At 70.7% G+C, this 26512-nt stretch carries 24 protein-coding genes and 1 pseudogene; 11 read left to right on the plus strand and 14 right to left on the minus strand.

Going from position 1 to position 26512, the window contains the following annotated elements; all coding sequences use genetic code 11:
• Positions 1-27: 27 nt before the first annotated feature.
• Together ABZ865_RS24120 and ABZ865_RS24125 are read right to left on the minus strand one after the other, a co-directional pair.
• Entirely contained in the window at positions 28-882 is an 855-nt protein-coding gene (locus ABZ865_RS24120) for a glycoside hydrolase family protein (protein WP_361233892.1), read from the minus strand.
• A 10-nt stretch (positions 883-892) separates the two neighbouring features.
• Positions 893-1612 carry a chitinase gene (locus tag ABZ865_RS24125; protein WP_361233895.1) on the minus strand — a complete coding sequence of 240 codons (720 nt, stop codon included), beginning with the start codon at positions 1610-1612 and terminating at the stop codon, positions 893-895.
• A 484-nt stretch (positions 1613-2096) separates the two neighbouring features.
• On the opposite strand from ABZ865_RS24125, the gene ABZ865_RS24130 reads away from it, so the two are divergent.
• Positions 2097-2471 (plus strand): CAP domain-containing protein, encoded by a 375-nt coding sequence (locus ABZ865_RS24130; RefSeq protein WP_361233898.1) that lies wholly within the window; start codon positions 2097-2099, stop codon positions 2469-2471.
• A 130-nt stretch (positions 2472-2601) separates the two neighbouring features.
• On the opposite strand, the gene ABZ865_RS24135 is transcribed toward ABZ865_RS24130, so the two are convergent.
• From ABZ865_RS24135 to ABZ865_RS24145, 3 genes are all read right to left on the minus strand, one after another.
• Complete coding sequence (locus ABZ865_RS24135) at positions 2602-3423, minus strand: thaumatin family protein (protein ID WP_361233901.1); 822 nt, start codon at positions 3421-3423, stop codon at positions 2602-2604.
• Between the two features lie 46 nt (positions 3424-3469).
• Positions 3470-4672: a beta-1,3-glucanase family protein gene (locus ABZ865_RS24140; protein ID WP_361233904.1), complete on the minus strand. Its 1203-nt coding sequence runs from the start codon at positions 4670-4672 to the stop codon at positions 3470-3472.
• Between the two features lie 125 nt (positions 4673-4797).
• Positions 4798-6291, minus strand: a complete 1494-nt coding sequence (locus ABZ865_RS24145) for a sulfatase (protein WP_361233907.1) — start codon at positions 6289-6291, stop codon at positions 4798-4800.
• A 246-nt stretch (positions 6292-6537) separates the two neighbouring features.
• Between ABZ865_RS24145 and ABZ865_RS24150 the strand changes: the two genes are divergently transcribed.
• From ABZ865_RS24150 to ABZ865_RS24165, 4 genes are all read left to right on the plus strand, one after another.
• Positions 6538-7368: an AraC family transcriptional regulator gene (locus ABZ865_RS24150; protein ID WP_361233910.1), complete on the plus strand. Its 831-nt coding sequence runs from the start codon at positions 6538-6540 to the stop codon at positions 7366-7368.
• A 49-nt stretch (positions 7369-7417) separates the two neighbouring features.
• Positions 7418-8134, plus strand: a complete 717-nt coding sequence (locus ABZ865_RS24155; protein WP_361233914.1) for a response regulator transcription factor — start codon at positions 7418-7420, stop codon at positions 8132-8134.
• Complete coding sequence (locus ABZ865_RS24160) at positions 8131-9630, plus strand: HAMP domain-containing sensor histidine kinase (RefSeq protein ID WP_361233917.1); 1500 nt, start codon at positions 8131-8133, stop codon at positions 9628-9630. The genes ABZ865_RS24155 and ABZ865_RS24160 overlap by 4 nt, the downstream gene beginning before the upstream one ends.
• Positions 9631-9830: 200 nt before the next feature.
• Positions 9831-11021: an acyl-CoA dehydrogenase family protein gene (locus ABZ865_RS24165; RefSeq protein ID WP_361233920.1), complete on the plus strand. Its 1191-nt coding sequence runs from the start codon at positions 9831-9833 to the stop codon at positions 11019-11021.
• 276 nt (positions 11022-11297) lie between these two features.
• Here the strand turns inward: ABZ865_RS24165 and ABZ865_RS24170 are convergent, their stop codons facing one another.
• Together ABZ865_RS24170 and ABZ865_RS24175 are read right to left on the minus strand one after the other, a co-directional pair.
• Complete coding sequence (locus tag ABZ865_RS24170; RefSeq protein ID WP_361233922.1) at positions 11298-11975, minus strand: TetR/AcrR family transcriptional regulator; 678 nt, start codon at positions 11973-11975, stop codon at positions 11298-11300.
• A complete protein-coding gene (locus ABZ865_RS24175; protein WP_361233926.1) occupies positions 11968-12372 on the minus strand; it encodes a PaaI family thioesterase in 405 nt (134 codons plus the stop codon). The genes ABZ865_RS24170 and ABZ865_RS24175 overlap by 8 nt, the downstream gene beginning before the upstream one ends.
• 369 nt (positions 12373-12741) lie before the next feature.
• Between ABZ865_RS24175 and ABZ865_RS24180 the strand changes: the two are divergent.
• The 3 genes and pseudogenes from ABZ865_RS24180 to ABZ865_RS24190 all read left to right on the plus strand — a co-directional run.
• Positions 12742-12840, plus strand: a pseudogene (locus ABZ865_RS24180) (MerR family DNA-binding transcriptional regulator); the annotation flags it as partial.
• A gap of 53 nt (positions 12841-12893) precedes the next feature.
• Positions 12894-13112 carry a MerR family DNA-binding protein gene (locus ABZ865_RS24185; protein ID WP_361234569.1) on the plus strand — a complete coding sequence of 73 codons (219 nt, stop codon included), beginning with the start codon at positions 12894-12896 and terminating at the stop codon, positions 13110-13112.
• 649 nt (positions 13113-13761) lie between these two features.
• Positions 13762-15138, plus strand: coding sequence for an MFS transporter (locus ABZ865_RS24190; RefSeq protein WP_361233928.1), 1377 nt, complete (start codon positions 13762-13764; stop codon positions 15136-15138).
• 62 nt (positions 15139-15200) lie between these two features.
• On the opposite strand, the gene ABZ865_RS24195 is transcribed toward ABZ865_RS24190, so the two are convergent.
• The 4 genes from ABZ865_RS24195 to lnt all read right to left on the minus strand — a co-directional run bounded on the left by ABZ865_RS24195 (position 15201) and on the right by lnt (position 20273).
• Positions 15201-17174: a GAF domain-containing protein gene (locus tag ABZ865_RS24195; protein ID WP_361233931.1), complete on the minus strand. Its 1974-nt coding sequence runs from the start codon at positions 17172-17174 to the stop codon at positions 15201-15203.
• Positions 17175-17250: 76 nt separating this feature from the next.
• Entirely contained in the window at positions 17251-18060 is an 810-nt protein-coding gene (locus tag ABZ865_RS24200) for a 3-hydroxybutyrate dehydrogenase (RefSeq protein WP_361233934.1), read from the minus strand.
• A gap of 54 nt (positions 18061-18114) precedes the next feature.
• A complete protein-coding gene (locus tag ABZ865_RS24205) occupies positions 18115-18594 on the minus strand; it encodes an NUDIX domain-containing protein (RefSeq protein WP_361233937.1) in 480 nt (159 codons plus the stop codon).
• Positions 18595-18662: 68 nt separating this feature from the next.
• Positions 18663-20273 (minus strand): apolipoprotein N-acyltransferase, encoded by a 1611-nt coding sequence (gene lnt / locus ABZ865_RS24210; RefSeq protein WP_361233940.1) that lies wholly within the window; start codon positions 20271-20273, stop codon positions 18663-18665.
• Positions 20274-20625: 352 nt separating this feature from the next.
• Here lnt and ABZ865_RS24215 point away from each other — a divergent pair, with 352 nt between their 5' ends.
• Positions 20626-21588 carry an O-antigen ligase family protein gene (locus tag ABZ865_RS24215; protein ID WP_361233943.1) on the plus strand — a complete coding sequence of 321 codons (963 nt, stop codon included), beginning with the start codon at positions 20626-20628 and terminating at the stop codon, positions 21586-21588.
• 110 nt (positions 21589-21698) lie between these two features.
• Here the strand turns inward: ABZ865_RS24215 and ABZ865_RS24220 are convergent, their stop codons facing one another.
• Entirely contained in the window at positions 21699-22241 is a 543-nt protein-coding gene (locus tag ABZ865_RS24220) for a hypothetical protein (RefSeq protein WP_361233946.1), read from the minus strand.
• Positions 22242-22337: 96 nt separating this feature from the next.
• Complete coding sequence (locus ABZ865_RS24225; RefSeq protein WP_361233949.1) at positions 22338-23132, minus strand: aspartate/glutamate racemase family protein; 795 nt, start codon at positions 23130-23132, stop codon at positions 22338-22340.
• A 69-nt stretch (positions 23133-23201) separates the two neighbouring features.
• On the opposite strand from ABZ865_RS24225, the gene ABZ865_RS24230 reads away from it, so the two are divergent.
• Positions 23202-24365: a glycosyltransferase gene (locus ABZ865_RS24230; RefSeq protein ID WP_361234571.1), complete on the plus strand. Its 1164-nt coding sequence runs from the start codon at positions 23202-23204 to the stop codon at positions 24363-24365.
• Between the two features lie 6 nt (positions 24366-24371).
• Here the strand turns inward: ABZ865_RS24230 and ABZ865_RS24235 are convergent, their stop codons facing one another.
• Positions 24372-25754: a TerD family protein gene (locus ABZ865_RS24235; protein WP_361234574.1), complete on the minus strand. Its 1383-nt coding sequence runs from the start codon at positions 25752-25754 to the stop codon at positions 24372-24374.
• A 295-nt stretch (positions 25755-26049) separates the two neighbouring features.
• Here ABZ865_RS24235 and ABZ865_RS24240 point away from each other — a divergent pair, with 295 nt between their 5' ends.
• Positions 26050-26505: a DUF6643 family protein gene (locus ABZ865_RS24240; RefSeq protein WP_361233952.1), complete on the plus strand. Its 456-nt coding sequence runs from the start codon at positions 26050-26052 to the stop codon at positions 26503-26505.
• The last annotated feature ends 7 nt before the right edge of the window (positions 26506-26512 follow it).

A 26512-nucleotide genomic window follows, 5' to 3' on the forward strand; every position in this document is an offset into this window, starting at 1 on the left:
CGTGATTTTGACTGATTGATCTTGTGTTCAGCCCGCGGAGCGATAGGCGACGCCCACCCGGTTGGCCGTCGCACCGTGGTAAAGGCCGGTGCCGTCGCCGTGGTCGGTGGAGAGGGTGAACCACGCGTAGCGCCGGACGTAGTCCAGGTGCTGGAGCATGGCCGTCGACTGCTTCACGAATGCGGCCTGTTGCGCCTTGGACGGATAGCGCGGGGTGCCGGACGAGAAGTCGGTCAGGGCGTATTCGGTGAGCCAGATCGGCTTCTTGTAGCGCTTGTGCACGGCCTCGAGATAGCTGCGCAACTGCCCCGTCGCGCGCTGGGCGTCGAAGTCCGCGCCGTACCAGTGCAGGGGGATGAAGTCGACCTGGTAGTGGCGGGCGGCGGCGCCCTTCATGAACCGGTCCAGCCAGCCGCCGGCGACATCGCCGCCGGTGGCCACGGCGGGGGCGCCGAGCCGCAGACCGGTCGACTGGAGCCGGGGCCACAGGTCGAGTGCCTGCTTCACGGTCATGTGGGCCTGATCCGACCTGTCGGGCTCGTTGAAGCCGAGCAGGTTCTTGCCCTGCTTCTTGGCCAGGCCGAGCTCCTTGTTCGTCACCGAGCCCGCGTCATGGATCATGGGCACGAACTCGACACCGCGCGGCGGCTTGATTCCTCCCTTGCCCGACGACCAGGTGTAGAACCAGCCGGAGTTCGAGTCGGCGAGCGCCTTGGTGACGCCGTCGAACTTCCAGGCGCTGATGCCCTTCTTCTTCGCCGCGGAGGTGGCGGCAACGGAATGGCCGTCGGCCGCGAACGCAGTGGGCGTGGCGCTCTGGCTGCCGGCCACGAGCACGGCCGAGAGCAGGAACGGCAGGGCGAGGACGCGTACCTTCCGCATGACGCCTCCCTCAGCAGCTGAGGTGCGCGCCGGCACCGACGTGGAGCATCTTGGTGAACTTCTTGTACTTGGCAACGCGGTCCTTCATCTCGGCCGGGTTGCCGCCGTTGCACTCGATGGCGCCGTTGATGCTGCGGATGGTCTCGCCGAAGCCGCCGCTCTTGACCATCGCGTGGTGGGGCGTCATGGTGCCGGGGCCGGACTGGGTCATCCAGTACCAGAGCGCGAGCTTCCAGGTCACGACGGGGTTCGTCGCCGCGAGGTTCGGGTGGTTCAGCAGGTCGATGTGGACCGCGTCGCCGGCCGCCTTGTAGTTGTAGTTCCAGCTGATCTGGAGCGGGCCGCGGCCGTGGTACGCGGACTGGCCGGCCGGGCAGCCGTAGGGCTCTTGCTGGCAGTAGGTCGGCCAGTTGGCCTTGTTCTGCTCGTTGATGTAGATCAGCCCGCTGGTCTCGTGGCTGACGTTCGCGAGGAAGGCCGCGGCCTCACGCTTCTTGGTCTTGGCGTCGCCGGTGTGCGCGAAGGCCGGGAATGCCTTCATCGCCTTGACCAGCCCCTCGTAGGTGTAGAGCTTCTTGTGGTGCGGGAACATCTTGTTGTACTGAGCCTTGCTGACGACGAATCCACCGCTTTGCTCTGCGGCGGACGCCGTGTTGGTGCTCAGATTGACCGCGGAGATCGCTATCAATGCGGCGGTGAGCACGGCGTAGACGGCACGTAGCCTTCGCATACGGGAAACTCCTTTGAGTAAAGGCGGGTTGCCCATCGGAACCCGGATACGAAGCTACCTGCCGCCGCCCGGAGAAAGGGCTCAGAAATTGCTTCGGGAACGGCAGTTGTTGCTCGCAGCTGTTGCTCGGGGAGTTCGAGCGCGACAACGGCGAGTTCGAAGTCCGCCACCATCTGGTGGACGGACCACAGCCTCCTCGCGGTCTCCACCAGACCCGAGGAGCTGGAAGAAGGCGACGAGGAACTCGGCTGCGAGTTCCGACTGTCGCCCACACTGGTCAACGATGTGCATGTGAACCTGGCCATCGGACACCTGGACTTCTGGGAGTTCGCGCACAACGCGGTGCGCGCCGAGGACAGGATCCTGCGCTGGTGACGGAGAGCAATAGCGGCCGGTCTTGAAGCAATTTAGGTGCGCTGTACCGGAACGTCGCCGGATGGCTTGAGTTACCGCTCTCGATTCCTGTCTTGATTAGAGAGAACTCTTGTCTGTTCACCGGTACTTGGCGACGGCACTTGTGGGCACGATCGCCCCCGCCGCGCTGCTGATCGCGCCCGCCGCGCAGCGCCACACGGTGGACATGGCGCAAGACCACTACGTCGGGCACACCGGCTCCAACGGCAGCACCATGGTGGACCGGTTCGAGGCAGCCGGCTACACCGGCTGGAGCTCACTGGCGGAGAACGTCGCGGCCGGTCAGGCCACCGCCGCCGGCGTGGTCAAGGCGTGGATGAAGTCGCCGGGCCACCGGGCGAACATCCTCAACTGCTCGCTCAAGCACATAGGCGTCGGCTACGTGAAGGCGTCCGGCTCGGCGGGTGGCCCGTACTGGACGCAGGACTTCGGCGTGAATTTCTGAACCCATGCCTCTGAACCGACGTGCCTGAGCCGACGCGTCTGAACCGAACATGAGCCGGCCGCCCCGCGGGAGCATTCGCGGGGCGGCCGACTCGTGGAGCAGGGGGTCATGGGGTCATGGGGTCATGGGATCACCAGAACGTCACGACGAAGCCCTTGCACTTGGCGCACTGCCGCATCGTCTTGTTGCCGGTCTCCTGGTCCTGCTTGGACCAGGCGTAGGCCTTGGGGCAGTGCTTCTTGATGGCATCGCTGTAGGCGGAGGTGGCATCCCGGTTCGGGTTCACGCACAGCACGGTCTTCCCGGCGGAGTTGTGCTGCCGGTCGGCCTTCGGGCAGTAACGCAGCAGGTTCTTCCGGCAACCCTGCTGCGAGCACGAGCCGTTCTTGGTGACCTTCTCGGCTCCCTTGGGCGCGATGGTGATGGGGAGTGAGAAGGCGTTGACGTAGCTGACGTCGTACCAGGGCGCCTTCGTGTCCTTCTTGTCGAAGTTGAACTCGGCGAGGCTGACCGGCTGTTCGCCCGCCTTGCAGCGCTGGGCGAATACTCCGCAGTCGCCGACGGCGCAGTGGAACGTGCTTCCCGACTTGCCCGAACATCCCTGGCGGGCGAAGAACTTGCCCCGCCAGTGGTGGGGGGCCTTGTCCTCCGGGATGGTCACGGTCGCCGACTGCCCGGGCTTGAGCACGGGCAGCGACTTCAGGTTCTTCGAATCTCCGTCGGGCTCGTCCTTGTTGACGGTGCTGCCGATCCACAGCTTCTTCCCGGACCGGTTGACGAACGTCACCGTGTGGGCGCCGGCGGCCGCACTCGCCTCGGGTGCGGCGACGGTGGTAGCGGCGGGCACGGTGCGGGAATCGTCGGCCACGGCGGCATGCGCGGCTCCGGCGGACGCGACGGCCGGCATGAGACACAGCACGGCCGCGAGAAGCAACTCACGTAATCTCTTCACCTGGTACTCCCTCGGTGGTCGCTTGCTGCACGCAAGAGCGGGTGTCTCAGAACGGGGTCAGCGTCAGGTGCATGTGCTGGGGGGTGGGGTCCTCGATGTAGGAGGCCCAGTCGGCGACGTCGTCGAAGGCGAAGCCGTAGGCCTTGCCGTTGCTGGTCGCGGCGTGAATGGCCTTGGCGTAGTGGTTGGTGACGGCGGTGTCGTAGAAGGTGGCCGCGCGGGTGGTGGGCTGCTTGCTGTGGCTCAGCAGCGTCGAGCGGTTGAACGCGGCGCCCAGGGCGGCGGCGACGGGGCCGGTGATCCCGTCGTTGGGGGCGGCGAGCGCCCCGTCGCAGAAGAGCACGTCACGGGTGGAGGGCTTGGCGAAGGAGACCTGCGCGGGGCCGCTGAAGGTGAGCTGCTGGTTCCTGACCCGGCCGGTGAATGTGCCCGCGTTCGTCCTGACGACGAGGTTCTTGTTCTGGTAGGTGTGCCAGACCTTGTCGATGTAGTCGTCGAAGTAGTGCTGGGGGAACCGGCCGGCGTCGAGGCCGTGGCTCGGGGCGATGACGCGCCGGTCGGCTATGACGAGGTGCTTGAAGTCCGGGTGGTTCCTCAGGGCGTTGAAGACCTTCACGCGGCCGCCGGCGGGCAGCCGGCCGGTGCTGTGGTTCTTCGCTCCGTTCAGCCCGATCATCATCGGAACGCTGAACATGTCCACCATGGTCGTGTTGCAGTGCATGCCGGACGCGTCGTGGGTGAACTCCACGAAGTCGTGCAGCACGGAGAAGTTGGGGTCGGACTCCACCCAGCCGGCCGGCTGCTGAAGACCGATCTTGCCGTCGGCGCCCCTGACGGCCTTGAACTTCAGCTTGTGGCCGAGGGCCACGTAGATGCGTCCGGACATCTGCGGCAGTCGCAGCTTGGTCGCGCCGTGGGCGGTCAGCGGGATGGAGTAGTCGGCGAAGCCGCCCGCGTGGTTGTCGGAGAGCTTGACGGGGGCCAGGGTGCCCCGCCGGGTGAGCCGTACCTGCCGGTCTCCCTTGCTGCCCACGACGTACAGGTGGACCTTGCCGTTGGCGAACTTGCCGCTGCTGTTGACGACCGTGAGCGGCAGCCCCCCTCGCGCGGCCTCGGCGGCCGGGTCGGCGCCGTCGGAGTCGGCGAAGGCGCGCGGGGCGGCGGAGACGATCGCCGATCCGGCGAGGGCACCCGCCATCGAGGCGAGCGCTCTGCGGCGGGTGGGCGGGTGGGCGTCGGACGAGAACATGCGGAAAATTCCTCTCTCCAGTGCTGTGTGTGACGGAACACGCTGGGGAAACGGGCGCGCGCGGACGCCCGCCCACGCGGTGCCCTGGCCGCGGCGGGCGGCCAGGGCACCCATGGGAAGCCCTGCTACGGGTGTCCGGCGCTCCAGCAGCCGTCGCCGTGGCAGTTCTTCAGCCCGGTCAGCGCGTCTTGCAGCTTCGCCAGGCGGGCCTGGCTCAGCTGTCCGGCGATGTTGTGCAGCTCGTCGGGGTCGGTGCTCAGGTCGTAGTACTCCTTCGCGCCGCTGTCGTACTCGACGTAGGTGTAGGAGTTGGTGCGCATGGCGTGGTAGTTCGGCGGGCTGACGCTCTCGGTGCCGTCGTTGTCCGGGTCGCCATGAGCCGGCTTGGCGTGGCGGTGCTCGATCAGGTTGGCCGTGCGCCAGCCCGCGTCCGAGCCGCCGTCCAGGAGGGGCAGCATGCTGTGCCCGTCCACCTTGGACGACACCGCGGCGCCGCCGATCTTCTCGAAGGTGGGCGCGAAGTCGATGTTCGACACCTGGGCGTGGCTCGTCCGTCCGGCCGCGACACCGGGTCCTGCGATCACCAGCGGCACCCGGACGTCGGTGTCGAAGGCCGTCTGCTTGCCCGCCTTGAGCCGATACTCACCGAGGTGGAAGCCGTTGTCGGAGCTGAAGACGACGTAGGTGTTGTCGGCGACGTGGGCGCTGGTCAGGCTCTGGCGCAGCTTGCCGAGCATCTTGTCGACCGCCTGGAGCGACTGTGCGCGCTTGCGGAACTTCTTGTCGATCGCGGTCTTCTCGCTCTGGGTCAACGGGTTCTGCCGGGCCAGCCACGGCGGCGCGTTGGTCGGGAGCTTGTCGAAGGCGGGGCCCTGCGGCGCCTTCAGGCCGGGGAAGTCCTTCTTGTCCCGGCGGGCCGGCGTGGACGGACCGTGCGGTGTGAAGAGGGCGACCTCCAGCATGAACGGCTTGTTCGCCGCCGCGGACTTCTTGATGAAGGACTGGCCCTTCTTGCTGAGGACGTCGGTCAGATAGTCCTTGTCCTTGTCGCCGTGGGGTTCCATCTTGTGGTTGTGGGCGAGCTTGTAGTTGTACTCCGGGTAGCCGTTGCCGACGACGTCCCACTGGCTCCAGCCCTGCGGCACGTACGGCTGCTGGCCGTCGACCGTGGACTTGGGGTCGTAACCGTTGAGGTACTTGCCCATCATCGCGGTGCGGTAGCCCTTGGCCTTCAGGGCGGCGGCGAAGGTGTCCTTCTCCAGGCCGTTGTCGTGGAAGGCCTTGAAGCCGCCGTTGGACCCTGCGGTGTTGCTGAGGACGCCGGTGTTGTGCGGGTACTCACCGGTGAAGATGGACGAACGGGACGGGCAGCAGAGCGAGTTGCTGACCACGAAGTCGCTGAACGACGTGCCCTGTGACTGGAGCTTCTGCACCTCGGGCATGTACTGGAGCAGGTTTGTGGACATGTCGTCGGTGAGTACGAAGACGATGTTCGGTTTGGCCGCTGCCGTGGCCGCGGCCGGCTTCACGGTGGGGGCGGTGGCGTGGGTTGTCGCCGCGCTCATTCCGCTCTGAGCGGCGAACACCATCGCCGCCAAGCCGGCTGCAAGTGTCAGCAATTGACGAGTGCGAATCATGTTGGGAGCGTGGCAGCAGGAATCCGCCCCGGTCAACATCAGATTGCCTCCCGCCGAATTATTCCGTGCTCAGGCCAATTAATCCGGACCAGTCGCCTTGCGGCAGCCTCTGATTCCCCTGCACTCTATACACGGCACCTGCATCGAGAGCCGTGGAACCGGACGAGAGGAAACCGGGCGTTGGAGGTAACCAGCGGGGTGGGGAGCAAAGCATGGAACTCCCTGCACGTGTGGAAGCAAACGTTCAAGAAGGGCGTCCACACGTTCCATGTGCCGTCGTCTTCAGGAATCAAACTTAATGCCCATCTGAGGGGGCTTCTGGAAATTCGCGAAGGTCATGGCACACGGACAGGGAAAGAGGCGTTCCCACTTCCCGACGACGTGTGCATCATTCCCCCGGGGCTGAGCCGGACGCTGGTCGTGGCACCGACCGGTGACGAGCCCGTGACGATCGCCACCCTCACCCTCCCGGTCGACACGCTGCGCCGGTTCATCACCGAGGAGGACCTGCGGTCACGCGTCCCATATTTGTCGGATCCGCACCCGGTGACGCGGTTCGACCCGCTCCTCGCGGCCATGGTGAAGGCGGTGGCGGCCGCGAGCGAGGTCGGCGCTGACGACCTGTACGCGCAGTCGGCGGCGCAGTTCATCGCCGCCCACCTGCTCGCGCCGCACTCGTCCGGTTCGGGCAGGACAGCCGGTCTGCTGAGCTCAGGGCAGCTCGAGACGATTCTGTCCTATATGCGGGCCAACCTCGAACAACCGGTCTCGGTCGGCGACCTGGCGTCCCTGGTCTCCTTCAGCCGTTTCCACTTCGTACGCTGTTTCAAGGCCACCACCGGATTCACCCCGTACCGCTATCTCACCGAACTCCGGATCGACCTGGCCCGCAAGTATCTCGAGACCGGCGACGACACCATCGCCCGCATAGGACGGCGCTGCGGATTCTCCAGTTCCGAGCACTTCTCGCGGAGCTTCCGCCGCATCATGGGATGTACGCCGTCGCAGTACCGGACGAGGCGCACCTGCGGTCTCGGGCAGAGCCTGCCCGTGCTTTGATCGGTCTCCTCCGGGCAAGCTCGTTCGACGCGGTGAAACCGAGGTGTGCATGGCAGGCAAGGCCGGGCGGGTCCTGGTGGTCGACGACGACGCGGCGATACGGCGGTCACTGGCACGGGGGCTGAGGCTGAGCGGATTCACGGTGACGGTCGCGGACGGCGGCCACAGCGGTCTGGCCGAGGCCCGCGTCGGCCGCCCCGACATCGTCGTCCTGGACGTCAGCATGCCCGATCTCAGCGGTATCGACGTGTGCCGGGCCCTGCGTGACGACGGCGACGACGTACCCGTGCTGATGCTCTCCGCGCTGGACGAGACGGCCGACCGGGTGGCGGGCCTACAGGCGGGCGGGGACGACTACCTGGTCAAGCCGTTCGCACTCCAGGAGTTGGTCCTGCGGCTGCACGCCCTGCTGCGCCGCCGCCCGCCGGCTGCCACCGCCCTCCTCCGCGTCGGCGGCCTCGTCCTCGACCCGGCCGCCCACCAGGCCGTTCTGGACGACCGGCCACTGCAACTGACCCGGCGCGAGTTCGCGCTGCTGGAGATCCTGGCCCGCAACGCGGGCATCGTGCTCACCCGCGAGCAACTGCTGGAGTGGGTCTGGGGATACGACTTCCAGGTCCGCAGTGACGCCGTCGACACCTTCGTCAGCTATCTGCGGCGCAAGCTGGAGGCAGGCGGCCGGCCCCGGATGGTGCACACCGTGCGCGGGGTCGGTTTCGTCCTGCGCGCGGACCGCCAGACCCCGCACATCGAGGGCACGCCGTGAAACTGTCCACCCGTATCGCGCTCGCGGTCGGCGTGAGCGTGCCCGTGCTGGTCCTCGCTTCCGGCTGGCTGCTGCTGCACCTGGTCAGCAGCGACCTGCGCACGCACCAGAACGACCAACTACGCGCCCGCGCGACGGTCGTCGCCCAGAACGCCAAGGCGTATCTGGACGTGGCCGGGACCGACCACCCGCTCCTGGAGCAGGTCCGCCGACGCCGGCTGATCAACTCCGCCCGGGATGTGGGCGTCCGGCTGAAGGGGCCGCAGGACACGATCTCGGCCGGCCCGCAGCCCGAGCCGAACCCCACGCTGCCCCGCAACGCCCCGACGCCCGTCACCGTGACCTCCGGCGGCAAGGACTGGCTCGTCCTGTCACTGTGCGTCGGTGCCGCGGCGCAAGAGAGCAACACCCCGAATCTGTGGCTGCTGTCACCGGACACGGCCGAGGACGAACTGGCGCTGGTGCGCCAACGGGTACTGACCGGTGCGCTGGTGGCCGCCGCACTGGCCGGTGCCACCGCCTGGGCCATCGCCGCCCGGGCGGTTCTTCCGCTACGGCGGCTTCAGCGGCGTACCAGTGGACTGGACCCCAGGACCAGCACCGTACGCCTGGAACACACGCCGACCCGGGTCACCGAGGTGGACGACCTGGCGTACACGGTGCAGACCGTACTCGCCCGCTACGACGAGCAGGTCGCGCGCACCGGGGAGGCGCTGGCCACCGCCCGCGCGTTCGCCGCGACCGCCTCCCACGAGCTGCGCACCCCGCTGATGAGCATGCGCACCAACCTCGACATCCTCACCGACCACCCCGGCCTCGACCCCGAGGACCGGGCGGAGGTGCTCGGGGACCTCGGGCGCGAACACACCCGGCTGCTCGGGCTGCTGGTGATGCTGAAGGCGCTCGCACAGGGCGACCTGATCGAGGCGGACGCGTTCTCGCCACTGGACCTCGGGGAGCTCGTGGAGGCGTCGGTCTCCGACCTGCGGCGCACCCGCCCCGACGCCGAAGTGTCCCTACGCACCACCGCGGGGGTGCGTGTCGACGGCTGGGAGCAGGGTCTGCGCTCGGCGGTGGACAACCTGCTGACCAACGCCTGGACCCACGGCCGCGCCGAAGACGGCGTCGCCCGCATCGAGGTGACCCTGCGCCCGCCGCTCGGTGGGCGTGAGGCGACCGCGGTGCTCGTGGTGGACGACCACGGCCGCGGCATCCCTCCCGAAAGCCGCGAGGAGATCTTCCAGCGTTTCCACCGCGGCCCCGACAGCCCCGGCTCCGGCCTGGGCCTCACCCTGGTCGCCCAGCAAGCCGCCCTCCACGGCGGCCACATCACCGTGTCGGACCGCCCTGACGGCCGGCCCGGCACACGCTTCGAGCTCCACCTGCCGGCCACGGGCGTCCAGGACATGGAGTACACCCTGCCGCTGCTGCACCGCGACTGGCTGACCCGAACCCCCGAACACGCCCAGCCGGGCCTGTTCACCAAGCGAACCTAGGTTTACGTTCCGCTAGGATCGATATCCGCTTTCCTCCCTGTCGAATTATTCCCCGCCAGTGCCAATTAATCCGGCGGCGGTCGCCTTGCGGCTGTCGCCGGTACGCCCGCATTCTGACCTGGCGTCCCTGTCTCCTTCCGAACTCTGCAGCGGACTCGCATGCAATTAACTCTCAGTGATGCGGATGCAAAGGATCTGGCATGAGTACTGAATTGCGAGAAACTCCCGCGGCCGCCTGCGACGAGGAGTTGGTGGAGCGGGCCCGCACCGCGGCACGGACGTTGGCGGCGAACGCCGCACGGACGGAGCATGATCTGCGTCCGGCCGCGGATTCCCTGGCGGTGGTACGGCGGGCCGGACTGTTCGCGATGGGCGTCCCGCGCGATGCCGGTGGGGCCGGAGCCAGTCTGCGGACCCAGGTGCGGGTGATCGCCGAACTGGGGCAGGGGTGTCCGTCGACGGCGTGGATCACCGCACTGTCCGCGGCCTTGAAGACCGTGTGCTCGTCGGTGTTCCCCGAGGCCGCCCGCGAGGTTCTGTTCGCCGACCCAGACGCGATCATGTGCGGTTCCACCACACCGCTGAGGGCCCTGGGCGAGCGGACCGGTTACGGTTTCATCGTCTCGGGGCGGTGGCAGGCCGTCGCCGGCTGCGAGGACTCGGCGTGGGCGGTCCTCGCGGTACCCGTGCACGCGGAGGGCCAACCCGCCCTGTATTGCCCGGCGTTGATCTCGACCAGGGACCTCTCCGTCGAACGCGACCGGCCCGTCACCGGCATGGCTGGAACGGGCAGTCACACGCTCGTGGCCCAGGACGTGGCGGTACCCCCGGCCTACGTGGTGTTCCCCACCGCCGAAGCGGACCGGGCCCCCGGCTTCCCCGCCGCTTCGACGGCACTGCTCGGCATCGCCGTCGTCATGCTCGCCCCGCTGCTCGGAGCCGCACGCGGCGCCCAGCACGCGATGGAGAAAGTGTCGGCGGGCGTCGACGCCCTCACGTCGGCCGTCCATCACCCACCGTCCCGGCCGTGGCTCACCACCGCCTGCCGGCTCCTCGACTCGGCGACAAGCCGCGTTCTGCGCGTAGCGGATGCCCTCGACGACCGGCTCCATCAGCTCCATGCTCCTGCGAACTCCGTGTTCCGCCCCGCGCGGGAACACGCACGCATGCGGGCGGAGATGGCGTCCGCCGCGCAGGAATGCCGGGAGGCAGTGGACTGGCTGCTGGACCCGCACAGCCTGGGCGGCTTCGCCCCGGGCGCCTCGCTGCGGCGCATCTGGCGCGACCTGGCGGTCATCATGCGCCACCCGCAGTTCGGCCCCCACACCGTCGCGGAGGACTACGGCCGGGTTCTGTTCGGTCCGGGGACAGCGGCCGTACCGATGCCCTGACGGGTTTCGGCCGCGCGACTGACGGAGAAGCTGGGGCGCTGGGTGCCATAGCTGCCCCGCTTCGCCACACTGGCCACCAGGCTGAGGCCCGCCACCGCCTGGCCCGGCGGATCTTCTTCGGACAGCGCGGCGAACTGCGCCAGCACTACCGCAAGGGCATGGAGGACCAGGACCGGCCCTTTCCCCGCCCCGCGCAGGCCGCCGACCGCTGCGCCAACCGTCGGCCGATGAGAACGCCAGCGAGGCGAAGCGGAGCGTTGCCCAGGGCAGAACAGTTCACGTTTCGTAGCGGCCATGGTGCGCGCGTGAGAGGGCGGCGGCGCCCTGGCAGGCGAGGGTGGCGGCATCGTCTGCGTACTGGGGGATGTCGTCGGGCCATTTCGAGGTCGGCTGGAGGATCAGCAGCGAGACGGCACCGTGCAGGCACGCGCAGATGGCCCGAGTCAGCGCCGTCACATCGCCGTGGAGCACGCCGGCGTCGGCGCATCGCTGCACCGTTTCCCGCAGGAATCGGAAGCAGGCGTCGGCGACCTGCTCAGTGGCGGCTGTCGCGGGTCCGGTCGCGACCAGGCGGTAGCGCAGGGGATGGTCGAGCCCGAACCTGATGTAGGCGACACTGCGCTGGTGGAGTTCGGCGAACGGGTCGGTGGTCTGGGCGCTGATGCTCAGCATCCGTCGGCCGAGCTCGTCCCAGACCCCGAGGCACACGGTGTGCAGCAGTTCCAGTCGGTTGTCGAAGTGCAGATACACCGAGGGGGTGCTGACCCCGACAGCCTGTGCCACCGCACGGATGGTCACGCCGTCCTCGCCGGCGTCGTCGAGCAGCGTGCCGGCCGCTTCGATGAGCTCGTCCCTCAGTCGGCCGCCGTGGCCTCGCTTGGCGCGACTGCGCCGACGGCCTTCGGTTGTGCTGGCGCGGCCGTCGGCCGTGGTCTGGCCGGGTCCCTTAGTCATGGCGCCTCCGGAGGGCGACGAGTTGAGTGACGCGGACGCAGAGCCGGTCCTTGTCATCCCTGATGTCGATTTCGACGGCGACCGTTGAGTTGCCGACGTGCAGCGGGCGGGAGCTCGCGAAGGCGCCGGTGCCGTGTACGGGCCGCAGGAAGTGGGTGGTGGATTCCATGGTCGCGGGGACGCTGTCGGCGGTCCCGTTCAGCGTGGCGCACACGGCGCCGGCTACATCGGCCAGCCCCATCAGTGCCCCGCCGTGCATCGCGGCGCCGACGGTGGACTGCTCGGGCGTGTAGGCGAGTTGCGCGGTGACAGCGTCGGCCTTGAGGGATCCGAAGCGTATCCCGAGCGTCCTGGCGAACGGCGCCAAGGTGTAGACGTCTTGCGCGGTGATGGTCATCGCGGCCCCTCAGGTTGTCGCCGTTAAGTTAACAGTGACATGTTATGTGGACGTCACGGTTCGCGTCCACGCCTGTGGAGCGAGGCTGCAGGGCTGTGCAGTCTTCCGGTGCCGATCGGAGGCGCACTGAGAGACGTCGAGCTGTCACTCGGATGAGACAACTTCAAGTGTCCGGAGAACCACCCCATTTCGGCTGGAACACTGGCTCACCCGGAAGCGCGCTGGGCGGTGGCAGCTGGTCACGGGCCTGCGCCAGCAACGGTTCAACCGGCGGTTGCAGCACCGTGCACCCGGTCTACGGCACCACGGTCGGGACCGCGAGTCGTGCCGGCGATTTCGACGCCACACCCATCGAAGGAACCGCCGCCCATGCTCACCGTCGGCCGCGTCGCCCACCAGACCGGGCTCACTCCCAAGGCCATACGCCTCTACGAAGCCCACGGACACATCGACCCGCCTGCCCGCACCGCCTCCGGCCGCGGCAGTCCAGGTCCTGGGACTGACAGTCAGAGAGCAAGACCATCCTCGACACCGGGCGTGGTGGCCACCCCACCTGCTCGATTCTGGCCCAACTCCTCGACAAGCACCTCGCGGAGACAGAACGCCGTATCGCCGAACTCCAGCTACTCCGCGCCCTTCAGCAAAACGCCCGCGACCGGGGCTGCCATGGGTCACCGCACCCTGGCCTGCCTCGGCGAGCTCTGCCCCATCTGGAATCGCGCAACACGCCGTCACCCTGAGAGCCGATACCGGCCCATTCGCAGTCGCCTTCGGAGTTCGCTCCGCCAAGCTGCCCGCCAGGCACAAATGTGTTGGCGGTGTCGTCCAGTCGGCAGTAGCTGAGCGGGCTCACCGGATCGTGCAGACCGGCCCATGCGGACCGGTAGGCGTGAAGTGCCGCGGCCACGGTCCTGACGTGGGGCATCAGCCTTCCTGTCCACACCCCCCTGTACTGGCAGATCGGCTGTCGCACGGCAGATCCGCGCGCGCACGATGGGTCTGCCGTGCGACCGCTTCGCGGCACACACCGGGCAGGGTCAGGACCCGGTGATCTCGATGTGCCGCGCCCTTGGTGGCCTGTGCTTTGGGCACCGTGACGGTCAGCACGCCGTCGTGCAGGGTTGCACTATGACGTGGGCTTTTAGTCAGCACCAAACCAGCACGGGAGTCAGCACCGCACCGTCAAATCACCCCGAACTGCGCGTCCCGGACGGCACTCGTTTCGACTACCTTCGAGCCCCTGAACCGCCCTTCCGTGAGCCGACATAGTGGCCGCACGCATAGCCAACCCTCGAACTATGTTGCCCCACCACATGTGTTCCTGACCTGCCTCTTCCTACCGTGTGCCGACACGTACCCGTCCCCACCGCACACGAGGAAGTGGCGCACATGGCCTCCGGAACCACCGCTCCCCCACCCCCCGCCAAGCTCCCCCGTATCGTCGCCGCCAGCCTCATCGGCACCACCATCGAGTGGTACGACTTCTTCCTGTACGGGTCCGCCGCGGCGCTGGTGTTCAACAAGCTGTTCTTTCCGGACTCCGACCCGCTCGTCGGCACGCTGCTGTCGTTCCTGACGTATGCGGTCGGATTCGCGGCCCGGCCGATCGGTGCGCTGGTGTTCGGGCACTACGGTGACCGGCTGGGGCGCAAGAAGCTGCTGGTGCTGAGCCTGCTGCTGATGGGCGGGGCGACCTTCGCCATCGGTCTGCTGCCCACGCACGCGACCATCGGGAGCGCGGCGCCGGTGCTGCTGACCGCGCTGCGGCTCGTGCAGGGGTTCGCGCTCGGCGGTGAGTGGGGCGGTGCCGTCCTGCTGGTGTCCGAGCACGGGGACGCGCGGCGGCGCGGTTTCTGGGCCGCGTGGCCGCAGACCGGTGCGCCGGCCGGGCAGTTGCTCGCCACCGGTGTGCTGTCCCTGCTCACCGCGGTGCTGTCGGACGACGCCTTCGGCAGCTGGGGCTGGCGCATCCCGTTCCTGCTCTCCGGTGTGCTGGTGATGGTCGGTTTGTGGATTCGTCTCTCTGTCGACGAGTCGCCCGTCTTCAAGGAGGCGCTGGCGCGGGCCGAGGCCCGCAAGGGCGAGGGCAAGGAGAAGCTGCCGCTCGTCTCCGTGCTGCGCCACCACTGGCGTGACATCCTCGTCGCGATGGGCGCCCGCATGGCGGAGAACATCAGCTACTACGTCATCACAGCTTTCATCCTCGTCTACGCCACCACCTCGGCCGGTGTCTCGAAGCAGACCGCGCTCAACGCCGTCCTCATCGGCTCCGCCGTGCACTTCGCCGTGATCCCCGCCTGGGGCGCGCTCTCCGACCGGGTCGGCCGGCGGCCCGTGTACCTGTTCGGCGCGGCCGGCGTCGGGTTGTGGATGTTCCCGTTCTTCTCGCTCGTCGACACCGGTTCGTTCGGGTACCTGGTGCTGGCCGTGACCGTCGGCCTGGTGCTGCACGGTGCCATGTACGCGCCCCAGGCCGCGTTCTTCGCCGAGATGTTCGCCACCCGGATGCGGTACTCCGGTGCCTCCATCGGCGCGCAGTTCGCCTCCGTGGCGGCCGGCGCGCCGGCACCGCTCATCGCCACCGCGCTGCTGTCCGAGTACGACAGCTCCACGCCGATCGCGCTGTACGTGATCGCCGCCGCCGTCCTGACCCTGGTCGCGGTGGGTGTGGCCCGGGAGACCCGGCACCGTGACCTCGCCCAGGTGGAGGCGGACGGCGGGGAGCAGGCCGCGGCGAGCCCGGCGGCCGGGGCCCGCACGGCCTGACCGGCGCCCCCGCCGCCACAGACACTCGCCTACGCCGACCGGCTCCCCACGCGGGGAGCCGGTCAGTGCCGTCCCGGCGCCGCCAACGAGTGCAGGCGCAGGGCCAGTTGGATCTCCAGAGCGCGGGAGGGTGTCTGCCAGTCCTCGCCGAGCAGGCGGCCCACCCGCTCCAGCCGCTGGGCGACGGTGTTCACGTGCACGTGGAGGGTGTCCTTGGTGCGGGCCGGACTCATCGCGCAGGCGAAGTAGGCGTCCAGGGTGCGCAGCAGATCCGTGCCGCGCCGTTCGTCGTACGCCACCACCGGGCCGATGGTGCGCTCGACGAAGCCGCCGATGTCCCGTTCGCCGGCCAGCAGCAGGCCGAGGAAGCCGAAGTCCTCGGCCGCCGCGCCGTCTCCACTACGGCCCAACAGGTGCAGGGCGTCCAGGCAGCGGCGGCCCTCGGCGTAGGCGGCGGCCACCGTGTCGGGGTGCGCGGCGAGGTCGGTGACGGGGGCGGAGGCGCCGACGGTGACGGGCTGTTGGACGGCCGTGCCGAGGTCGCGGGCGGTGCGGCGGGCCAGGTCCGTGGCGGTGTCGCCGGTGCCGAGCGGCAGCAGCAGGACCGTGCCGCCGTCGCGGGCGGCGGCCAGGCCGTGCCGGGTGGCGGCGAGGTGGGAGGCGGCGGACCACAGGCGGCGGCGGGCGGCGGCCTCCTCCTCGGCGTCGGCCGTGGGGCCGTCGAGGCGGGCGGCGAGGACGACGTGGGTGGCGTCCAGGTCGGCGTGCAGCCGTGCGGCGCGCTCGCGCAGCAGGCGCGGGTCCCGGTCGCGGGCGTCCAGCAGGTCGTCCAGCAGCTCTCCCCGCACCCGCTGTTCGGCCTCCGCCGCGGAGCGGCGGGCGAGCAGCAGCAGGGAGGTGACCATCGCCGCGCGTTCCAGGGTGCGCTGGTCGACGGGGTCGAGGTTCGGGTGGCCGCGCAGGACGAGCGCGCCGAGGAGTTCCCCGCCGGCGGCGACCGCGGCGATCCAGTCGGCGCCGTGGGGTACGGCGTGCCCCTCGGTGCTGGACGCCTTCAGTGCCTCGGCCGGTGCCGTGCCGGTCTCGGTGAACTCGACCGTGCCGTCGAGGACCTGGGAGACGGCGGCGGCCACGTCGTGGACCCCGCCGCCGCGCAGGACGAGTTCGGCGAGCCGGTCGTGCACCTCGGAGGCGCGCTCGATGACCGCGCTGCGGTCCCGGATGATCTCGGTCGCGTGCTCCAGCTCGGCCAGGGCCGAACGTGTCTCGGTGAGCAGGTTCGCGGTGTCGATGGCGGCAGCGGCGAGCGCGGCGAAGGAGCCGAGCAGGGCGATCTGCGCGCGTTCGAAGACGCGGGCGCGCCGGTCCGCGGCGAACAGGACGCCGATGACGTGCGGTCCGAGCATCAGCGGGACGCCGAGGATGGCGACCAGGCCCTCGTCGCGCACTCCGGCGTCGATGGCGAGGGTGTGCTGGAAGCGGCTGTCCTGGAAGTAGTCGTCGGTGACGTACGGCCGCGCGGTCTGCGCGACGAGGCCGCCGAGCCCCTCCCCCATGCCGAGGCGCAGCTGCTGGAAGCGGGCGGAGACGGAACCCTCGGTCACCCGCATGTAGGTGTCGCCGCGTGCCGGGTCGTTCAGGCTGAGGTAGGCGATGTCCGTGCCGAGCAGGGAGCGGGCGCGCTGCACGATCGCCTGGAGGACGGCGTCCAGGTCTCTGAGTCCCGCCAGGTCGTGGGCGGTCTCGAAGAGCGCGGACAGCTCCGCCTCGCGTCGCCGGCGTCCTTCGAGTTCGGAACGGACGCGCAGGGCGAGGAGCTTGGCCTGCTCCAGCCCGGCGATCCGGGCGGCCGGCTGTGCCCCGGCGCGGGCGAGCAGCACCGGCTGCTCGTAGGCTTCGACGGAGGCGTCGCGGGCCAGCAGCGCGAGGTACGGGACCTCCGCGCTGCCGTCGGACACGTCGGACACCCCGGTGGCGTTCCGGGTGGCGTTCCCGGTGGCGGGGCGCTCGGCGGGCTGGACGTGATCGCGGGACATGGTCACAGGATTCCGCATCGGCCGCCCGGCGCGGCAGGCCTGTGGACAACTTCCCGGACCCGCCGCGCGGACCTGCTCAGTGCGCGGTCCATCCGCCGTCCAGGACCAGCGAGGTGCCGGTGACGAAGGACGCCTGCGGGCCGCACAGATACGCGACGGCCTCGGCGACCTCCTCCGGCTCGATGAGCCGCCGCACGGCGCTGTCCTTGAGCAGCACCTCGGACAGCACGCGCTCCTCGGGGATGCCGTGGGCCTGTGCCTGGTCGGCGATCTGCTTCTCGACCAGTGGGGTGCGCACATAGGCGGGGTTCACACAATTCGAGGTCACACCATGGGGAGCGCCCTCCAGGGCGGCCGTCTTGGAGAGTCCTTCGAGACCGTGTTTGGCGGCCACATAGGCGGCCTTGAAGGCCGACGCGCGCAGCCCATGGACGGAGGACACATTGACGATCCGGCCCCAGCCCTGCGCGTACATGTGGGGAAGCGCGCCGCGGATGAGCCGGAAGGGGGCCTCCAGCATCACGGTCAGCACGGTGTGGAAGACCTCGGGCGGGAACTCCTCCAGGGGGCGCACCAGTTGGATGCCGGCGTTGTTCACCAGGACGTCGGTGCCGGCGGCCGCGTGTTCGGCGGCGTCGAGGTCGGTGAGGTCGAGGACGAGCGGCTCGACCGTGCCCGCGAGGTCCCCGGACCCCTTGGCCAGCTCCACCAGCTCGGCGAGGCCCGCCGCGTCCCGGTCGACGGCTCTGACCTGGGCCCCGGCGGCCGCGAGCCGCAGCGCGCAGGCGCGGCCGATGCCGCTTGCGGCGCCGGTGACGAGGGCGGTGCGGCCGCCGAGGTCGAGCGAGGGGGCGTGGGGGCCGGGCAGGGCGCTGGGCTGGGTCATGGGTCGACCCTAAGCAGCACCGCCGACCGGCCACATGTGGTCACACCCCATACTTCATTCGAAACTCGTGGGTTCGAACCATGTGGGTTCATCGGACAGGGCCTGCTTGATCCGGAACAGGTGACGCTCGTCCATCGGCGGCAGCGCGTCCACCTCGAACCAGCCGACGTCCAGCGACTCGTCGTCGTTGACGCGTGCCTCGCCACCGACGGCCCGGCAGCGGAAGGTGATGTCCATGAACTGGCAGATGTCGCCGTTGCCGAAGGTGACGCGCTCACTGGACTTCACCATGACGACCCGCTCGGGGACGCACCGTACGGCCGTCTCCTCGTAGACCTCGCGCACCGCGGCGGCGGCCGGCTGCTCACCGGGCTCCGGGATGCCGGAGAGCACCGCCCACTGGTGGTTGTCCGCGCGCTGCCCCAGCAGGACTCGGCCCTGGTCGTCGAAGACGACCGCGCTGACCCCGGGGAGCCACAGCAGCTGGCGGCCCGCGGAGGCCCGGATCGTGCGGATGAAGTCAGGAATAGCCATGGGACCGACCCTAACGGGCCGGTCCCCGCGCTTCAGGTGGAGTCGCCGGGCGGTCGACGGGCCTACGGCTACGCGTCACCCGCGCGCCGGGCCCGGATCCCGGACCCGATCGCCCACCCGAGCCCGCCCGCCGCGACCAGCACCAGGGCGAGCTCGGGCAGGATGCCCAGCCGGGTCGCGGGTGTCTCGGACGTGCGCAGCGGGACCTTCTGGACCAGGTAGGCGGGCACGAACATGCCGGTCCTCTGGGTGATCTTCCCGTCCGGCATGATGACCGCGCTGACCCCGCTGGTGACCGGCACGGTCACGGTCCGGCTGTGCTCGACGGCGCGGATGCGGGACATGGCGAGCTGCTGGTAGGTCATCTCGCTGCGGTCGAAGGTGGCGTTGTTGCTCGGCACGGAGATCATCTCCGCACCGTGGGTGACGGTGTCCCGTACGGCCCAGTCGAAGGCGGCCTCGTAGCAGGTGGCCAGGCCGACCTTGGCGCCGTCGATGTCGAACACGCCCGGCCTGCCGCCCCGGCTGAAGTCCTGGCGGACCATGCCGGTCCAGTCCTGGTTGATCGCGCCGACGAGCCCGCGCAGCGGCAGGAACTCGCCGAAGGGCTGGATCTGCCGCTTGTCGTAGGTCTGGACCGGTCCCTTGGCCGGGTCCCACAGGATCTGCTCGTTGAGCAGCTTGCCGTCCCTCTCGACGACTCCGCCGACCGAGACGGGCGCGCCGATCGCCTTGGCCGCGCCGTCGATGACGGCGGCCGCGTCGGCGTTGGCGAAGGGGTCGATGTCCGAGGAGTTCTCGGGCCACAGCACGTAGTCCGGCTTCGGGGCCTTGCCGGCCTTCACGTCGGCGGCGAGCTCGCGGGTCTCGCGCGCGTGGTAGTCGAGAACGGCCCGCCGCTGGGCGTTGAACTCCAGCCCGGAGCGGGGCACGTTGCCCTGGATGACCGCGACCGTCGCGGTGCCGTCCTCGGCCTTGTCGCTGACCAGCGGCCGGGCGGCGACCGCGCCGGCGACCGGCACGGCGACGCTCAGCAGCGCGACGGCCGCGGCCGAGCGCCGGACGGCCCGCGTGCGGCGTCGCTCGGCGATCAGCCGCCCCGCCTCGTACAGGCCGAAGCCGCACAGGACGAGCGCGAAGCCGAGCACCGGGGTGCCGCCCACCGCGGCCAGCGGCAGGAAGACACCGTCCGCCTGCCCGAAGGCGATCTTGCCCCAGGGGAAGCCGCGGAACGGTACGCGCGCGCGTACCGCCTCTCCGGCGATCCACACGGCGGCCGCCCACACCGGCCAGGCCGGGAGCCGGGACACCGCGGCGGTGCCGGCGCCGACCAGGGCGACGAAGACCGCCTCGATGGCGACCAGCGCGAGCCAGGGACCGGGACCGACCTCCACGCCGGTCCACACCAGCAACGGCAGCAGGAAGCCGAGCCCGAAGAGATAGCCGAGGCCGAGCGCCGCCTTCAGGCTGCGGCCGCGCAGCACCCAGGCGAATCCGGCGAAGGCGGGCAGGGCCAGCCACCACAGGGTGCGCGGCGGGAAGCTGACATAGAGGAGCACTCCGCAGAGCGCTGAGGCGACGGCCGGGACCAGACGCAGGAGCCGGCGGCCGCGCGCACCGGGTGCGGGGGACGGCTGTAGCTGATCCGGCTGGTCCACGGAAGTTGCGGTGACGGTCACCCGGGGAGTCTACGGTGGCCGACCTGGGCGGGAACAGGACGGTCCGCACAGGGTCGGCGCCCGACGCCCGCCCACGGCCGGCCCGCGTCCGGGCACGGTCTTCGCGGCGAGCGGCCCCCGTCAGTCGTGCACGGGAATCACGACGATCCCGAGCAACTCATCCACAAACCGGTCAACAGCCGTTACGGTGTGGCCAGCCTCGGCGGTGCGGCGGTGTCCGTTGCCCGCGGCCGGGGGTGCCACAGGACGGGGGACCAGGTACGAGGGGCGAGGGGTGGGGTCGACGGGGATGAGGTCCGCGGCCGGTGCGGACGCGGGCCATGTCAGACGAAACGTTTCTGACGGGGCGGGCATGATCTTCTTGGGGTCCTGCGCCGCCTGGTCGCTGATCACGGCGGCGGCCCACGACGGGCGGCCGGAGGGCGTGCTGCTCGCGGTGCTCGCCACCGCCGCCGGCTATGCCGCCGGAAGGATCTCCGGATCGCTGCTGCCGGTGGCAGCGCCGGGCGCGGGTGCGGCCGCCGGGCTGGTGCTGGCCGTGCTGATGCCCGACGTCCTGCCCGGGCACCGTTACGCCGCACCGCTCGGGCACGCCGGTGCCGGCGCCGCCCTGCTGGCCCTGGCCACGGGCGCGGCCTGCTGCGCCGCCTGGGCGACATCCGTGCCCGCGCTGCGGCTCGGCCTGCGCCTGCTCGCCGTCGGCATCGCCCTGACCGGGGCCGCCATGGGATCGGCCGGCGGCTGCGCGGCCAGCGTCGCCGTGCTGCTCTGCTCGCTCACCGGTGGCTCGATGCGCCACCGGGGCGTCGGCATCGCGGGTCTGGCGCTTGCGGCGGCCGTGGCGGCCGGAACGGTGTGGGCGGTCGCCGCGGGTGCCCTGCCCGGTGGTCTCGGCGAGGCGCTGGAGGGCCGGCTGGACCCGCAGCGGGTCCAGTTGTGGCAGAACGCCCTGCGGCTGGCCCGCCGGGCGCCGGGGCTCGGCATCGGCCCCGGCCACTTCGGCGAGCCGGGCGGGACAGCGTCCGGTGCCCTGCCCGACGGCAAGCCGCACTCGGCACCGCTGCAGCAGGTGGCCGAGCAGGGTGTGGTGGGCGTACTGCTGCTCGCGGCCACCTTCTGCTGGGTCCTCCACGCCCTGTGGCGCACCCCGCGCCCGACCCCGGTCGCCCTGACCGCGGGCGCGGCGCTGACGGCGCTCGCCGTGCTCGCCTCGGTCGGCAACGCGCTGAGCTTCACCACGGTGACGGCGGGCGCGGGACTGCTGGCCGGATGGGCGACGGCACGGCCGTGGGCCGGCGAGGAGACACCTCTCTGAGGGGAGCCGGCGTCAGCGCGCGCGGCGGAGCGTCAGCGTGCGCGGCCAGGTGTGACCGTGGGGCGCCGAACGGGTCGTACGCGACCTAACGGGTCGTACGCGACCTGCCGTCAGCGCGTGCCGGGCGTGGTCGTACGCAGCCGGGCTCTGATGACCCGTACCGCCGACTCCGCGTTGTCCACGGTGATCGTGAAGGTGTGGCCGTCCCACAGGCTCAGGACGATGCCCTCGCCCCGGCGTACGACGACCGCGGTGCCCTTCTCGGGGCGCCAGCGGTAGCCCCAGCCGCCCCAGTGGCACGGGGTGACGTGCGGGGCGAAGTCGGCGCCGGCGACGTCGGACAGCGGGATGCGGCGCCGCGGTACGCCGATGTGGCCGCAGCGCACTTCGAGGGAGTCCTCGTCGAGCCTGAGGTCGACGTGCACGAAGGCGAGGGTGCCGAAGAGGACCAGGAGGCCGGCCGCGATGCAGCCCACGACGGACATCGCCAGCGGCGCGATGCCCGAGGTCCACGCCGAGTCCACGGCCAGTTCGATGCCGAGCGCCATGCAGGCCGCGCCGACCAGCGCCAGCAGCCACTGCACCCGGTTGGTGGCGCGCCCGGTCCAGACGTCGGGGTGGGGGGTGTCCTCGGCGTCGTGGTGGTCCCTCATATTTATGAGGTTACTCAGGTTTCGCTGCGCGGGTACCCGCTCGCGGACGGTGACTGCTCCGGGCGGCCGTGCGGGGGCGGCCGGCGGGCCGCCGTGTCAGTGCCGGTCGGCGAGCGGGCCGGCGGCGGGCAGCAGCCGCCCCTCGGCGTAGTGCAGCGCGGGCGCGGGCAGCCCGCCCTCGCGGCCGCTCAGCAGCACCGTCAGGGTGCCCTCGGCGGGGTCGTCGGGGGCGGGCAGTTCGCCGAGGCGGCGCAGGGCCTGGGCGGCCACGGCCCCGGCGGAACCGTGCAGGACGAGCGGGGCGGCGCCGGGGCGCTGCACGGCGGCGCGGATACGTTCCGCCACCAGCTCGTAGTGGGTGCAGCCCAGGACGACGGTCGTCACGTCGTCCGGGGTGAGCGCGGCGGCGGCGACGACGGCGGCGTCGATGGCCGTCTCGTCCGCGTGCTCCACGGCCTCGGCGAGCCCCCAGCAGGGCACCTCGGTGACCTTGACGCCGTCGGCGAAGTCCTCGATGAGACCGCGCTGGTAGGGGCTGCCGGTGGTGGCGGGGGTCGCCCAGATCGCGACCGGGCCGCCGCCGGCCGCGGCCGGCTTGATCGCCGGGACCGTGCCGATGACCGGGATCACGGGTTCCAGGCGGGCACGCAGGGCGGGCAGGGCGTACACGGTGGCCGTGTTGCAGCCGACGATCAGGGCGTCGGGCCGGCGGGCCGCGGCGGCCTCGGCGACGGCCAGGGCGCGCCCGGTGAGGTCCTCGGGGGTGCGCGGACCCCAGGGCATGCCGTCGGGGTCGAGGGAGAGGATGAGATCCGCGTCGGGCCGCAGGCGCCGTACCGCGGCAGTGGCCGCCAGAAGGCCGATTCCGGAGTCCATGAGCGCGATCTTCACCCGGCCACGATAGACGATCGGACCATACGGCCCGGTCGGGTGGGGCAGACTGCGGCAGTGAGCGCCCTCATGTGGACGACCGTCGTGTCCCTCGCCGCCTGGTGCTGGCTGCTGCTGTGCCAGGGCCTCTTCTGGCGCACGGACGTCCGGCTGCCGCGGCGCCGGGAACTGGTGGCGTGGCCGTCGGTGTGCGTGGTGGTCCCGGCTCGTGACGAGGCGGCCGTCCTGCCCGCGAGCCTGCCGTCGCTGCTGGCCCAGGACTATCCGGGGCGGGCGGAGATCTTCCTGGTGGACGACGGGAGCACCGACGGCACCGGGGAGCTGGCGCGGGAACTGTCCCGGCGGCACGGCGGGCTGCCGCTCACGGTCGACTCCCCCGGCGAGCCGCCGCCGGGCTGGACGGGCAAGCTGTGGGCGGTGCGGCACGGCATCGGACTGGCACGCGCGCGTGGACCCGAGTACCTGCTGCTGACGGACGCGGACATCGCGCACGCCCCGGACAGCCTGCGCGAGCTGGTGGCGGCGGCCCGTACCGGCGGCTTCGACGTGGTGTCACAGATGGCGCGGCTGAGGGTGGAGAGCCTCTGGGAGCGGCTCGTGGTCCCGGCGTTCGTCTACTTCTTCGCACAGCTGTACCCGTTCCGGTGGATCGGCCGGAAGGGTTCGCGTACGGCGGCCGCGGCGGGCGGCTGTGTACTGCTGCGGGCGGAGACGGCCGAGCGGGCGCGGATCCCGGACGCCATCCGGCACGCCGTCATCGACGACGTGGCGCTCGCGCGCGCGGTGAAGGGCGCCGGCGGCCACGTCTGGCTGGGGCTGGCCGAGCGGGTGGAGAGTGTGCGCCCCTATCCGCGGCTGCACGATCTGTGGCGGATGGTCTCGCGCAGCGCGTACGCGCAGCTGCGGCACAACCCGCTGCTGCTCCTCGGGACGGTCGCCGGGCTCGCCCTGGTGTATCTGGTGCCGCCCGGGGCGGTGGTGACGGGCGCCGTCACGGGCGACGCGGTGACGGCGGCCGTCGGGGCGGCGGCGTGGGCGGTGATGACGGCGACGTACGTGCCGATGCTGCGCTACTACCGGCAGCCGCTGTGGCTCGCTCCCCTGCTGCCGTTCACCGCGTTCCTCTATCTCCTCATGACGGTCGACTCCGCCGTGCAGCACTACCGGGGGCGGGGCGCGGCCTGGAAGGGCCGCACCTACGCGCGCCCGGACGCCGTGCCCGACGAGGGCTGAACCGGGTCACTTACGGCCGGGCGTCCAGTTCATGCCCCATCCGTAGGCGTGGTCCACGGTCCGCTGCGGACTCACCCCGCGCTCCGGCACCAGGTACCGCGCCTCGCGCTGGACGAGGAGGTCACCGCCCGTGTTGGTGATCAGCGCGAGGGCGCACACCGTGGAGGGAACCGTGCACTCGTCGAGCGAGAAGTCGATCGGGGCGCCGTGCTGCGGCTGGAGGGTGACGGTGGCGTGCAGGTCGGCGAACGAGGACGCGCCTTCGTAGATGGTGACGAACACGAGAATGCGCCGGAAGTCCCGCGTGTGGTCGAGGTTGACGGTGAGGTTCTCGCCGCCGGCCACGGCGCCGGTGCGGTCGTCGCCGTCGAGGAGGATGTACGGCGGGCGATGCAGGGATCCGAAGGCGTTGCCGAGGGCCTGTACGACACCCTTGCGGCCGTCGGCGAGCTCGTACAGGGCGCACAGGTCGAGGTCGAGGTCCCCCTGGCCGGCGCCCCATCGGCCGCCCCAGCCGGGGAGCTGCTTGCGCACCTGCCAGTTGAGGTTGACCCGCATGGCGCCGGAGGTGCCGCCCTGCTTGGCCAGGGAGACGGAGGGGGCGGCCTTGGTGAGGGTGACCTTGGAGAGGCGGACCGGCGCCGCCGAGGGGGGCGGGGGCAGCGGCGCGGGAGTCGCTCCCAGGGGCGGCGGAGGCAGGTGGGCCGCCGGGGTGGCCGAGGTCGGCGGAGGCATGGGGGCCGACGTGGCGGCCGGGGGCGCGGGCGGCATGGCGGCCGGGGGCGGCATGGTTACGGGGGGCCGCACGGGCGGTGCGGGTGCCGCGGCGGGCGGTGCGAGTGTCGGAGCGGGGGGCGCCGCGGGGTGCTGGGGCTCGTCGACGGTGATGCCGAAGTCGGTTGCCAGGCCCTCGAGTCCGCTGCTGTAGCCCTGGCCGACCGCGCGGAACTTCCAGCCGCCCTGGCGGCGGTAGAACTCGCCGAGCACGAAGGCCGTCTCCACGCTCGCGCCCGGGTTGTCGAAGCGGGCGACCACGCCGCCTCCGCCCGCGTCGGTCACCTCGATGTAGAGGCCCGGGACCTGTCCGAAGGTCCCGCCGTCCGCGGAGGCCGCGAGGACGATCCGCTCGATCGCGCCCTCCACGCGCGCGAGGTCCACGAAGAGGGTGTCCGTGACACGGTCGCCGGCAGTCCGCTTGCCTTCGTGACGGACCGCGCCGGAGGCGTGCGCGGGCTGGTTGTAGAAGACGAAGTCCCCGTCGGACCGGACCTTTCCGGCCGCGAGCAACAGCGCCGAGGCGTCCGCGTCGGGCACGCCGGGTCCGGGGCGCCAGCCCATTTCGACGCGCAGTGCCGCGGTGGGCACCGGCGCGTTCGATCCCTTCGGCATTGACATGTCCGCCCCCTCGGTTTTCGGTGTCCCGGACGCTTCCGGTCGCCCTGACTGATCTCTACCCGCCCAACCTATTCCGGGCCACGGCGAACGCCCATGACCGGGGCAGGAACATCGCCCGTCAACCGCCGGTAACCCCGCAGGAACTCGGGCTTTACACGATCCAAACGCTGTACGGCGTCCATTTTTGCCAAGTTCGCTCGTATTGGGGATGCCAGGTCACTGCCGACACGGAAAACAACCCTCTTATCGGTCTCCCCAACCAGCACATCGTGGGCTTAACTTATGTGCCATGACCTCCCCCCGCTCCACTTATGGTGGCGGCTACTACTCCGCCTCCTTCCCGGACACCCCGATCTACGACTCGCTCGTGGCCGAGCGGGGCACCCCGCAGATCGCCCCGATCCGGGTCCCCGCCGCCTACGACATGGGCAGCAGCCTGCCCGCGATGGGCAGCAACCTGCCCGCGCTGCCGTCGGCACTGCCCGCCCTCCCGGCGGCCCCGTCCCCGCAGGCTCCCGCGTACGGCTACCCACAGGTGCCGCAGCCCGCCCCGCTGCATCAGGCGCCGACGGCGTACATCCCGCAGCAGGCAGGCGCGCCGCGCGGCTACCCCGGACCGCAGGCCCCGCAGCAGCGCCCGATGGCCACGGGCACGGGCTACGAGGCCATGCGCCCGGCCGCCCCGCGGCCCCCGCAGCCGTCCTACCAGGACCCGTACAACAACCAGCAGTACCGCGGCTACTGACCTGAGT

The organism is Streptomyces sp. NPDC047085 (assembly GCF_040643735.1).
GTDB lineage: Bacteria > Actinomycetota > Actinomycetes > Streptomycetales > Streptomycetaceae > Streptomyces.